Below are 12,194 nucleotides of genomic sequence, written 5' to 3'. Positions count from 1 at the left end.
GCAGCACCACAGACCACACGACACTTCCACGCCAAATCCACGACAGATTCACGACAGACGAATCGCCGGGCTCCGCCCCGGACAAACGAAGGAGCACATCCCGTGACAGAACGCATCGTCCTCGCCTACTCAGGCGGACTCGACACCTCCGTCGCCATCGGCTGGATCGCCGAAGCCACCGGAGCCGAGGTGATCGCGGTAGCGGTCGACGTCGGACAGGGCGGCGAATCGCTCGAGACCATCCGCCAGCGCGCGCTCGGCTGCGGCGCCGTCGAGGCCTACGTGGCCGACGCCCGCGAGGAATTCGCCACCGACTACTGCATGCCCGCGCTGAAGACCAACGCCCTGTACATGGACGCGTACCCCCTGGTGTCCGCCCTGTCGCGTCCCGTCATCGTGAAGCACCTCGTCGCGGCCGCACGCCAGTTCGGCGCCACCACCGTGTCGCACGGCTGCACCGGCAAGGGCAACGACCAGGTGCGTTTCGAAGTCGGCATCCAGACGCTCGGCCCGGACCTGAAGTGCATCGCGCCCGTCCGCGACCTCGCCCTCACGCGTGACAAGGCCATCGCCTTCGCCGAGGAGAAGGGCCTGCCGATCGAGACCACGAAGAAGAACCCGTTCTCCATCGACCAGAACGTCTGGGGCCGTGCGGTCGAGACGGGCTTCCTCGAGGACATCTGGAATGCGCCCACCAAGGACGTCTACGACTACACCGAGTCCCCCGAGTTCCCTCCCGCCGCGGACGAGGTCATCATCTCCTTCAAGGAGGGCATCCCGGTCGCCATCGACGGCAACACCGTCACGCCGCTGCAGGCCATCGAGGAGCTGAACCGCCGGGCCGGAGCCCAGGGCATCGGCCGGATCGACATCGTCGAGGACCGCCTGGTCGGCATCAAGAGCCGCGAGATCTACGAGGCGCCTGGCGCCATGGCCCTCATCGCCGCGCACCGCGAACTCGAGAACGTCACGATCGAGCGCGAGCAGGCCCGCTTCAAGAAGACCGTCGACCAGCGCTGGACCGAACTGGTGTACGACGGCCAGTGGTTCTCCCCGCTGAAGCGTTCACTCGACACCTTCGTCGACGACACGCAGAAGTACGTCACCGGCGATATCCGCATGGACCTCCATGGTGGCCGCGCGACCGTCACAGGCCGTCGCTCCGACGTCGCCCTGTACGACTTCAACCTCGCCACCTACGACTCCGGCGACACCTTCGACCAGTCGATGGCCCGCGGCTTCATCGAGATCTTCGGCCTGTCCTCCAAGGTGGCCTCCAGCCGGGACCAGCGGGCGGGCGCCTGATGGCTCCAGCGCACGACGGCGGCTTCTCCGCGGGGCGCAGTTCGGTGGGCCCACGGACGCAGGGGTCCCCGGGCGAGCGGAGCGAGGTAGGCGGGCGTTCGGGGACGAACGAGGGTTCGCTCTGGGGTGGCCGGTTCGCCGGCGGTCCCGCCGACGCCCTCGCAGCCCTCAGCAAGTCGACGCACTTCGACTGGCGGCTCGCGACGTACGACATCGAGGGTTCCCGCGCGCACGCCCGGGTGCTGAACCGGGCGGGCCTGCTGGACGACGCCGAGCTGGCGGGGATGCTCGAGGCACTGGACGGCCTCGATGCCGATGTGCGATCGGGTGCCTACCTTCCCGCGGAGAGTGATGAGGACGTGCACGGCTCCCTGGAGCGCGGCCTGATTGAGCGCGCAGGGCCGGCACTCGGCGGCAAGCTGCGCGCCGGACGCTCACGCAACGACCAGGTGGCAACGCTGGGACGCATGTACCTGCGCGATCACGCAAGGATCGTCGCGCAGGGTGTCCTCGCGACGATCGCCGCCCTCGTCGACCAGGCGGAGGCGCACCTCGAGGCGCCCATGCCCGGGCGCACGCATCTCCAGCATGCGCAGCCGGTGCTGCTGAGCCACCATCTGCTGGCCCATGCCTGGGCCCTGCTGCGTGATGTGCAGCGGCTCCAGGACTGGGATCGTCGCGCAGGGGTCTCACCGTACGGGTCCGGTGCCCTCGCCGGTTCGTCCCTGGGCCTCGACCCGGAGGCCGTGGCCGCGGATCTCGGCTTCTTCTCGGCCACGCACAACTCCATCGACGGCACCGCCTCGCGGGACGTCTACGCGGAGTTCGCGTGGGTGACGGCGATGATCGGCGTCGATCTGTCCCGGGTGAGCGAGGAGATTATCATCTGGGCTACCAAGGAATTCTCTTTCGTGACGCTCGACGACGCGTTCTCCACCGGCTCGTCGATCATGCCCCAGAAGAAGAACCCCGACGTCGCCGAACTCGCGCGTGGCAAGGCAGGACGCCTGATCGGTGACCTGACAGGACTGCTGGCGACCCTCAAGGGCATGCCGCTTGCCTACAACCGCGATCTGCAGGAGGACAAGGAGCCGGTGTTCGACGCCATCGACACGCTCGAGGTCCTGCTCCCCGCGGTCTCCGGCATGATCGCGACGCTCGTGTTCAACACGGAGCGGATGGCGGCACTTGCGCCCCAGGGTTTTGCGCTGGCCACCGATATCGCCGAATGGCTCGTCCGGCAGGGCGTCCCGTTCCGCGAGGCGCACGAGCTCTCGGGCGCGGCGGTCCGCGTCGCCGAGCAGCGCGGCGTAGAGCTGTGGGACCTCACCGACGAGGAGTTCGCCGGCATCTCGGCGCAACTCACGCCCGCGGTGCGCGAGGTCCTGACGGTCGAAGGATCGCTGGCGAGCCGGGACGCACAGGGCGGCACTGCTCCGGCGGCTGTCCGGCGCCAGCTCGGCGCGCTGAAGTCCGAGCTGGACGACGTCGCGGCGTACGCAGGGGCGTGAGGAGTCGGTGCGGCGTGGTTCCATCGCAGGAACCACGCTGCACGTCTGATCGGTAGGTGCGTCCTGGTGGCAGTCGGGTACTGCCTTCGAGGCGAACCGCGGACGGGGAACGGCACCGGGGCGCCTGCTACGCCTGTCGCGAAGTCCTTTGACACGTCGGGGAGCCCGGCGCAGGGTGTGATCATGCAGCCCATCGCCCAGCGCGCCACCCTGCGGGAGTTCTTCCCCTACCTCAGGGGCCACGTCCGCGTCCTCGTCCTGGTCGCCGTCGTCTCCCTGATCTCGACCGGCCTCTCGATCGCCCAGCCGCTGATGGTGCAACAGCTCGTCAACGCGGTGTCCGCGAGCGAGCCCGCCACGGTCTTCGTCTGGTTCCTCGTCGCCATCACCCTGGGTGGTGCCGTCTTCGGGGCCGCGCAGTCCTACCTCCTGCTGAGGACGGCTGAGTCCGTCGTCCTCGGCGTCCGACGCTCACTCGTCGGGCAGTTGCTGGCCCTGCCCATCCGCGAGTTCGACCGTCGGCGCGTCGGGGACCTGATGTCCCGCGTCGGCTCGGACACGACCCTGATGCGCAGCGTCATCACGTCGGGCCTCTTCGAGATCGTGTCCTCGATCCTCATGTTCTGCGCCGCCGTCGTCCTGATGGTGCTGATCGACCCGCTGCTGTTCGGCATCACGCTGACTGCCGTCCTGCTGGGCGCCGGTGGCGTCCTGTTCCTCGGGCGTCTGATCCGCACGCGCAGCCGGGACGTGCAGGACGCCGTCGGCTCAATGACCGCCGCCGTCGAACGCGGGCTCTCCGGCATCCGCACCATCAAGGCGTCGGTCGCGGAGGAGCGCGAGGGCGCGGTGATCGACGTCGAAGCCACCAAGGCGTTCCGTGCCGGTATCGCGATGGCCCGCCTCCAGGCCGCCGTGCAGCCCATCATGTCCATCTGCGTCCAGGGTGCGTCCATCGTCGTACTCGCCGTGGGTGGTATCCGTGTCGCCGCAGGTGAGCTGCAGCTTGGTGACCTCATCGCCTTCATCCTCTATCTCTTCCTCCTCGTCATGCCCATCGGTTCCGCCATGAGCGCCTTCGTCCAGATCCAGTCCGGTCTCGCGGCGCTGGACAGGATTCAGGAGATCGCCAGGCTCGAGCCGGAGCGCCGGGACGAGGAACATCCCGCGTCCGTCAGCGGCGAGCGCCCCGCCGGCGCGACCAACAGCGGCACGATCGAGCTCCGCGACGTGAGTTTCAGGTACGCCGTGGCGGAGGACGACGCCGACGAGGTGTCGCGTGCATCCGGGCCGTCCCGTCCCACCAGTCCGACGAGCGATCATCAGAGCTCGGAGCGTCAGGACCCGATCGGCGACGGCGGACAGCTCGTCCTCGACGGCGTCAGCTTCACGGTCCCTGCCGGAAGCCGGACGGCGCTTGTGGGGCCGTCGGGCGCCGGGAAGTCCACCGTGCTGGCCCTGCTGGAACGCTTCTACGAACCGACGGGTGGCGGGATCACCCTCGACGGCGCCGCACTGTCGCAGATACCGCGGTCGGAACTCCGCTCCCGCATCGGCCTCGTGGAGCAGGAAGCGCCGGTCCTCAGCGGGACCCTCGCGGACAATCTGCGCCTGGCAGCGCCCGACGCCACGGACGAGCAGCTGCGCCATGTCCTCGCCGCCGTCGGTCTGGACGAGCTCGGCGATCGGTCCGACGACGGACTCGAGCTCAACCTCGGGGAGGACGGCATCCGTCTCTCCGGCGGGCAGCGGCAACGCCTCGCCTGGGCACGTGTCATCCTCGCCGACCGGCCCGTGCTGCTGATGGACGAGCCGACATCGGCCGTCGACTCGCGGACGGAGCAGCTGCTGCAGCAGACGCTGGGGGAGGCGTCGCGCGACCGTACGGTCGTCGTCGTCGCGCACCGCCTGTCGACCGTCGCCGACTTCGACCAGATCGTCGTGCTGGACCAGGGACAGGTCTCCGCCGTCGGCACGCATGAGCAGCTGCTGGACACCAGTGACCTGTACCGGGACATGGCGGCCCGGCAGCGGCTCGTCGCGCATGCCTGATTCCGCCTCGGATCAGGCCACCGGCAGGCGCCCGCCCTCCCGATCCAGCAGACGCTGCTTGAGTGCCAATCCCCAGCGGAACCCGCCAAGCGTGCCGTCGGTCCGGATGATGCGGTGGCAGGGTACGAAGAGTGCTGCGGCGTTCTTCGCGCAGGCTGCCGCCGCGGCCCGGATGGCGGTGGGGTTCCCCGCCCGCTCGGCGTACTGCAGGTAGGTCACGGGTGCGCCCGGTTCGACGCCCCGCAGCACGTCCCACGCGTGGGTCCGGAAGGGGCCCGAGACCTGCCGCACCGGCACCGTCCTGATCGCGTCGAAGTCGCCGTCGTAATAGCGGGCGACGGCGTCCAGGATCGGCTGCACGGCCGACGCAGCCGGATCGAACTCCGCCGACCGGATACTCGGGTGGATCTGTCCCGTCAACTCGTCGACGAGGTCCGTCCATCCTGACGCCAGCACCGTTCCCTCCGCCTCGATCATCGTGAAGGCGCCGTCGGGTGTGTCGATGGTGGTGGTGGTGGTACCCCGCAGGAAAGGGGGAGCAGCGGGTGCTATGGGTGATGCGGTCATGGCGTGGTCGTCCGTTCGATGGAGGGCGAGTGGGTACGTGGGTGGGGAGCCAGGCGCTGACGTCGGGGAGAGCCGGCACGTGCTTCGGCCCGGTCGATGCCGTCGGCGGCTCGCCAGAGATGCGCGGTCGCATAGGAACGCCACGGACGGACGGCGTCCATGGCCTCGTCGAGGCCGGTGCCTTGCCGGCCGACCTCCGACCAGCCACTGAGGACAGCGGCATCGGAGGAAAGGTGGATGTCGGGGTGCCCGAGGACGCGCATCGCCACATAATCGGCGATCCAGGGATCCACGCCGTCCAGGTCGAGCAGGTCCGCACGCAGTGCGGCCGGATCCGATCCGACACCGAGTGGAAGGTCTCCACTCGCCAGCTTCGCAGCTGCGGCCCGAAGGGCGTCGTTGCGTCGGCGTGGGCCCGGCATCAGCGGTTCGGGAGCGTCGGCAAGGTCCTGGGCCGACGGGAACGTCCGGGTGAGCGAGGTGCCCGGGACGTCGACCGGCGGGCCCGACGCTGCGAGGCGGCCGAAGGATGTCGTCGCCGTGGCGACCGGGTCCTGGTGCCCGGCGATCGCCCTGATCAGTGTCTCGTGCGGATCCAGCGATCCCGGGAGGCGCAGGCCGGGGACCGACGCAGTGAGGTCGGCGAAGGAGGGGCTGCGAGCGAGCACGGCGTCGATGGCCACGGGATCCGCGTCCAGGTCGAACAGCCGCCGGATCCGGCTGAGAAGCGCGGGGAGATCCCCGAGGCCGGCAACAGAGACCGTCACCGGTAGCGCAGCCTGCCCGGTGCCGCGTCGCTCGACGGAGCTCGCTCCGAACCAGGCGGATCCGGCGGGCAGCCGGAGGAGCCGCTCGTACGTCGATTCGTCCCCCCGTTCGACGCCGGCCACGGCCCGCGCCGCCAGGAACCGGAAGATGCCGTTGTCGTAGGGCAGCCGCACGGGTAGGAAGAGGGAGAGCCGGACGGGTCCGCCACGTGGCGTGCCGTCGGTATCTGCATCCTGCCTCCCCTGGGAAACCTGCCGTGATGCGTGTCGGAGCTGACTGGGCGTGAGGTCGAAGACCTGCTGCACGGTGTCGTTGAACTGGCGGATGCTGCCGAACCCCGCAGCGAAGGCCACGTCCGCGAACCGCAGGGGTGACGCCGTGAGCAGGGTCCGCGCCGTCTGTGCGCGGTGCGCCCGGGCGAGCGCGAGCGCGCCTGCGCCCAGTTCCTCCCTGAGGATTCGGTTCAGGTGCCTCGGGGAGTAGCCGAGACGCGACGCGAGACCCCCGACGCCCGTCCGGTCCACCTCGCCGTCCGCGATGAGCCGCATCGCCCGCGCGGCGGCGTCGCTGCGGAGATTCCACGCGGGGTCGCCCGGCACGGCCTCGGGCAGGCAACGTTTGCACGCACGGTAGCCGGCGTCGTGCGCTGCGGCGGACGTCCGGTAGAAGGTCACGTTGGCGGGCTTCGGCGTTCGTGCCGGGCAGGAGGGCCGGCAGTAGATGCCCGTGCTCGAGACGGCAGTCACGAACTGTCCGTCGAAGCGCACGTCGCGGGCGTCGATCGCCCGGTACTGCTGCCAGAAGTCCATGCCGTCATCCTGTCACCCCGCGCAGGGTCCTACTAGCGGGATTCGGACACGACGGCAGGACATCGGGAGGTGCCCGTTTGCTACGGTCGATGCGTGATCGAGCACAACGGCACGGACCCGGGCGTCAGGGAGAAGCTGGCAGGCAGTGCGCTCGACGTCGCTCCCTGGCTCCTCGGTGCGCACCTGACGCACCACTCCGACGACGGCCGAGTCTCGGTCCGGGTCACCGAGGTGGAGGCCTACCTTGGTGCCGACGACCCCGGCTCGCACGCGTTCCGTGGGCAGACCGCGCGGAACGCGACCATGTTCGGCCCTGCGGGGCACATCTATGTCTATTTCACCTACGGAATGCACTACTGCGCCAACATCGTCTGCGGAACCCAGGGGTGGGCCACGGGACTCCTGCTGCGCGCCGGGGAGATCGTCGAGGGGGTGGATCTCGCGCGCGGGCGCCGCTCCCATCCGGCGTCGGACCTCGATCTCGCGCGCGGCCCTGCGCGGCTCGCCCAGGCGCTGGGACTCGACCGTCGGTTCGACGGCGCTGACGCTCTGGCGCACCCCTTCCGGCTCGTCCTGCCCACGGAGCCTCCCCGGGAGGTCCGACGGGGGCCGCGCGTCGGTGTGAGTGGTGCCGCCGGAACCGGGGAGTACCCGTGGCGTTTCTGGTTGCCGGACGACCCCACGGTGTCCCGCTACCGGCCGGGCAAACCACGCGCAGCCCGTAAGGTTGATCCGTGAAGAACAGCGAAACGGATGCCGACGGAACCCTGGCTGCGGGAACGGCCGCACAAGGAGGAACATCAGCGCTCGCTCTCCGAGCGAGAGAAGCGCTCGGCCGCCTGACTGCCGTCGTCCCTGATTTCCCGTCACCGGGCATCCTGTTCCGCGACCTCACCCCCGTCTTCTCCGACGCCGAGGCCTTCCACGCAGTTGTCGACGCCATCTCCGAGCCTTTCGCCGGAACCTTCGACGCCGTCGCCGGAGTCGAGGCTCGCGGCTTCCTGCTGGCTGCCGCGGTCGCCTACGCGACCGGCACAGGCGTCGTCACCATCCGCAAGGCGGGCAAGCTGCCGCGGGCCGTGTACAGCGAGTCGTACGACCTCGAGTACGGGCAGGCTGCGCTCGAGATCCACCAGTCGGACCTGCCCGCCGGGGCCCGCGTCCTGGTGCTCGACGACGTCCTTGCCACGGGTGGAACGCTCGCCGCGGCGTGTGCGTTGCTCGACAGGGCAGGTGCCGCCGTCGTCGGATGCGGAGTGGTTCTCGAACTCGGCGCTCTTGGCGGACGCACCGCCCTGGCAGGCCGTACGGTGCACGCGCTGGAGATCGTACGGCCCGCGCCGCGCTAGACTTGACGGTCCGCCTTTTTCTGGAAGGAAGTTTCCGATGCACGAGACGTCCCAGGCCAAAGCCGAGCTGCAAGGCGAGCGCGACTACGTCGACGGCCTGTACCGCCGCCTCGATGATCTCCGGGCCGAGAAAGCCGAGCAGCTCGCCGACGTCCGGCGCACCCAGGCAGCAGGGTCCCACCAGAACCGGTCCGAGCGCGATGCCTTCGCCACCATGTACGAGGACCGCCTCGCCCAGCTGAACGCTGTCGATGACCGGCTCGTCTTCGGGCGGTTGGATCTCGACAGCGGGAACAAGCGGTACATCGGGCGTATCGGACTCTCGGATGAAGACCTTCGGCAGCTGATGGTCGACTGGCGCGCACCGGAGGCGGGCACGTTCTACCAGGCCACGGCCTTCGAGCGCATGGGCGTCCGACGCCGTCGGCACCTCATCCTGTCGCGGCGCGACGTGGTCGCCATCGAGGACGATGTGCTGGACGCCGACCTGCTCGGCGACGACGATTCCCTGCAGGGCGAGGGTGCCCTGCTCGCGGCCCTGAACTCGCGGCGTACCGGCCAGATGTCCGACATCGTCGGCACCATCCAGGCAGAACAGGACCGCATCATTCGCGCGCCCCTGCCGGGCGTCACCGTCGTGCAGGGCGGACCAGGCACAGGAAAGACCGCCGTTGCACTCCACCGTGCCGCCTACCTGCTGTATACCCACCGTGATCGGCTGAAGTCCGCCGGAGTCCTGCTGGTCGGGCCGACGGACGCCTTCATGAAGTACATCGAGCGCGTGCTGCCGTCCCTCGGCGAGACCGGCGTCGTCATGGCGGGTATCGGCACGCTCATGCCGGGGATCGCGACGGTGCAGGAAACCAGCGAGGAGGCAGCCGCCCTCAAGGGCCGCATCGGGATGGCGGAGGTCATCCGCACGGCCGTTGCCAACCGGGAGCGTGTGCCCGCCGAGAACAAGCGCCTGAACGTCGAGGGGACGATGCTGACGCTGACTCCGCGCCAGGTGGCTCGCGCGCGCGAACGTGCCCGCGCCACCGGCAAACCCCACAACGAAGCCCGCGTCACCTTCGTCAAGATCCTGCTGCGTGAACTCACCGAGCAGTTGCTGGACAAGCTCGAAGAGTCGTCGGGCGGCGGCAACAACGCGGACCGGTCCTATCTCGCGGAAGACGTCCGCAGTTCGCGGGACGTGCGGATAGCGCTGAATCTCGCGTGGATGCCGCTCACACCGCAGAAGCTCGTGTCGGAGCTGTTCTCCCGTCCCGAACTGCTGCGCGCAGCCGCACCCACGCTGAGCGACGCCGAACTGGCAGCACTGCTCCGGCCCGTCGACGCTCCGTGGACCGAGGCTGATGTGCCGTTGCTCGATGAGGCGGCGGAGCTGCTGGGGGACCTCGATGTGTCGGCAGGACGTGACACCGCCGCCCGGGAGCAGGAGCAGAAGCGCGATCTCGCCAATGCCGAGCGCACCCTCGAGAACGTCAACGCGTCGCTCGAGGACTCCGGTGTGGACGGTGTGCTCACGGCCGAGGACCTGGCGCAGCACAACGCCGTCTCTGTGACGCGACTGTCCGCGGCGGACCGCGCGTCGGGCGACCGCACCTGGGCCTACGGGCACATCGTCGTCGACGAGGCGCAGGAGCTGTCCCCGATGCAGTGGCGCCTGCTCATGAGGCGGTGCCCCCTCAAGTCCTTCACGATCGTCGGAGACATCGCGCAGACCAGTTCGGCCGCCGGCTCCAGGTCCTGGCAGCAGGCACTCGAGCCGTTCGTGGGGGAGCGGTGGCAGCTGGAGGAGCTGACGGTCAACTACAGGACGCCTTCGCAGATCGCGGAAGCCGCCGTGCGGATGGCCAACGCCGCCGGGCTTGTCGTTTCCGCGCCGAAAGCCGTCCGGGAGGGCCGATTCTCGCCCGTCCTCGACACAGTGCAGGACCTCGTGCAGTCCCTGGTGCGCGCGATGCCCGAGGAACTGGCCGCGATCGACGGCGGTCTGCTGGCCGTCATCGCGCCCGAGCGGCTGCTGCCCGACGTCCGTGCGGCGCTGGCGCCCGAGTACCGCGATCGCGTCGGTACCGGTGCCGGTGGGCCCGGACAGGACATCGTGGTCATCAGCCCGCGGGAGTCGAAGGGCCTGGAGTTCGACGGCGTCGTCATCCTCGAGCCCCAAGAGATGCTCGATTCCGCGACTGCAAGGGTCGGAGATCTTTACGTCGCAATGACCCGGCCGACGCAGCGTCTCCGCGTCATCTCATCGGGCGAAATTCCCGCTGGTATCGCCGGCTGATAATTTGAAGGGGTGTCCCAGCAAACAGGTACCCCGGTCAGTGGCCTCCAAGGCCAACGCAACGATCCGTCGTTCGACGATATCTACGACGAGCTCGTGTGGCGTGGGCTGATCTATGTGTCCACCGATGAAGGTGAGTTGAAGGAACTGCTGGCCGGTTCGCCGATCACCTTCTACTGCGGGTTCGACCCCACCGCTCCCAGCCTGCACCTCGGCAACCTCGTGCAGCTCCTGACGATGCGCCGCCTCCAACTGGCCGGTCACCGGCCCCTGGGCCTGGTCGGAGGATCGACGGGTCTCGTCGGAGATCCACGCCCGACGGCGGAGCGGACCATGAACACGAAGGAAACCGTCGCGGAGTGGGTCGGCTACCTCCAGGGCCAGGTGCAGAAGTTCCTCGACTTCGAGGGTGGGAACGCTGCACGCATGGTCAACAACCTCGACTGGACCGGGCCGATGAGCGTCATCGACTTCCTGCGCGACGTCGGCAAGTACTTCCGTGTGGGCACGATGATCAAGAAGGAGACGGTGTCCAAGCGACTGAACTCCGACGAGGGCATCAGCTACACCGAGTTCAGCTACCAGATCCTGCAGGGCATGGACTACCTGCAGCTGTTCCGTGACTACGGCTGCGTCCTCCAGACCGGCGGCTCCGACCAGTGGGGCAACCTGACCAGTGGCACCGAGCTCGTGCGGAAGGTGGAGGGCAAGGGCGTCCACGCGATCGGCACGCCGTTGATCACGAACTCGGACGGTACCAAGTTCGGCAAGAGCGAGGGGAACGCGATCTGGCTCGACGCGGCGATGACGAGCCCTTACGCCATGTTCCAGTTCTGGCTCAACACCTCCGACGCCGACGTCGCCGAGCGGCTGCGCATCTTCACGTTCCGCACCCGGGCGGAGATCGAGGAGCTCGAGCAGGCAACAGTGGAACGGCCCCAGGCGAGGGCAGCCCAGCGTGCCCTTGCTTACGACGTGACCTCGCTCGTCCATGGGCCCGACGCAACCGACAAGGTGATCGCGGCGTCCGCAGCCCTCTTCGGGCAGGGCGACCTTGCAGCCCTCGATCTCGTGACACTTCAGGCAGCTACGGCCGAACTCGACTCCGTTCCGACCTCGAGGGACGCTCTCGGGATCGTGGACCTCCTGGTTGCGTCCGGGCTGTCGCCCAGCAATTCGGCTGCTCGTCGGACGGTTGCCGAAGGCGGGGCCTACGTGAACAACGCGAAGATCTCCGACGCCGACCACACCGTCGGGGAGGACGACCTCCTGCACGGGCGTTACCTGCTGGTTCGTCGTGGCAAGCGGAACCTGGCCATGCTCGACCTCGGCTGATCGGCACGTTCCGTCTTCGGCGGCGACGCGAGCCGGCACCTTCCTCCGGGTGGGTGCCGGCTCGCGCTGTTTCTCGCGCCGTTCGCGGGTCTCCTGCTGGGGGTGTGGGTTGATTTGGTGGTGGGGGTGGGGTGGTCGTATAGTTATGGAGTTGCCCCGGTGTGGGTGACAATCCCCCTTTGATGAAGTTGATGTTGTTCCGGCGTGT

The 12,194-nt window shown here is 68.8% G+C and carries 9 protein-coding genes; 7 read left to right on the top strand and 2 right to left on the bottom strand.

The features are described from left to right. Positions 1 to 102 precede the first annotated feature (102 nt). From D6T63_RS05740 to D6T63_RS05730, 3 genes are all read left to right on the top strand, one after another. Entirely contained in the window at positions 103 to 1,305 is a 1,203-nt protein-coding gene (locus D6T63_RS05740) for an argininosuccinate synthase (RefSeq protein WP_120148073.1), read from the top strand. Beyond that, positions 1,305 to 2,816, top strand: coding sequence for an argininosuccinate lyase (gene argH / locus D6T63_RS05735; RefSeq protein WP_120148072.1), 1,512 nt, complete (start codon positions 1,305 to 1,307; stop codon positions 2,814 to 2,816). Before D6T63_RS05740 ends, argH begins: the two co-directional genes overlap by 1 nt. 183 nt (positions 2,817 to 2,999) lie before the next feature. Next, complete coding sequence (locus D6T63_RS05730) at positions 3,000 to 4,868, top strand: ABC transporter ATP-binding protein (RefSeq protein ID WP_120148434.1); 1,869 nt, start codon at positions 3,000 to 3,002, stop codon at positions 4,866 to 4,868. Between the two features lie 12 nt (positions 4,869 to 4,880). Here D6T63_RS05730 and D6T63_RS05725 read toward each other — a convergent pair whose 3' ends face one another. After that, positions 4,881 to 5,435, bottom strand: a complete 555-nt coding sequence (locus tag D6T63_RS05725) for a methylated-DNA--[protein]-cysteine S-methyltransferase (protein ID WP_120148071.1) — start codon at positions 5,433 to 5,435, stop codon at positions 4,881 to 4,883. Further along, positions 5,432 to 7,012, bottom strand: a complete 1,581-nt coding sequence (locus D6T63_RS05720) for an AlkA N-terminal domain-containing protein (protein WP_120148070.1) — start codon at positions 7,010 to 7,012, stop codon at positions 5,432 to 5,434. Before D6T63_RS05720 ends, D6T63_RS05725 begins: the two co-directional genes overlap by 4 nt. Positions 7,013 to 7,105: 93 nt before the next feature. On the opposite strand from D6T63_RS05720, the gene D6T63_RS05715 reads away from it, so the two are divergent. Genes D6T63_RS05715 through tyrS form a run of 4 tightly spaced genes read left to right on the top strand, consistent with a single transcriptional unit; the run spans position 7,106 to position 11,986 of the window. Next, complete coding sequence (locus D6T63_RS05715; protein WP_235830577.1) at positions 7,106 to 7,750, top strand: DNA-3-methyladenine glycosylase; 645 nt, start codon at positions 7,106 to 7,108, stop codon at positions 7,748 to 7,750. A 29-nt stretch (positions 7,751 to 7,779) separates the two neighbouring features. After that, the gene (locus tag D6T63_RS05710) at positions 7,780 to 8,361 is read left to right on the top strand and encodes an adenine phosphoribosyltransferase (protein ID WP_120148432.1); all 582 of its coding nucleotides are present in this window, start codon (positions 7,780 to 7,782) and stop codon (positions 8,359 to 8,361) included. A 37-nt stretch (positions 8,362 to 8,398) separates the two neighbouring features. Next, positions 8,399 to 10,651 carry a HelD family protein gene (locus D6T63_RS05705; RefSeq protein WP_120148069.1) on the top strand — a complete coding sequence of 751 codons (2,253 nt, stop codon included), beginning with the start codon at positions 8,399 to 8,401 and terminating at the stop codon, positions 10,649 to 10,651. 12 nt (positions 10,652 to 10,663) lie between these two features. After that, positions 10,664 to 11,986, top strand: a complete 1,323-nt coding sequence (gene tyrS / locus D6T63_RS05700; protein WP_120148068.1) for a tyrosine--tRNA ligase — start codon at positions 10,664 to 10,666, stop codon at positions 11,984 to 11,986. The last annotated feature ends 208 nt before the right edge of the window (positions 11,987 to 12,194 follow it).

The sequence above is a fragment of the Arthrobacter cheniae genome, from assembly GCF_003602275.1.
GTDB classification, from domain to species: Bacteria; Actinomycetota; Actinomycetes; order Actinomycetales; family Micrococcaceae; genus Arthrobacter_D; species Arthrobacter_D cheniae.
The sequence above is the reverse complement of the archived record's forward strand: the minus strand, read 5'-3'. Positions and strand labels throughout refer to the sequence as shown.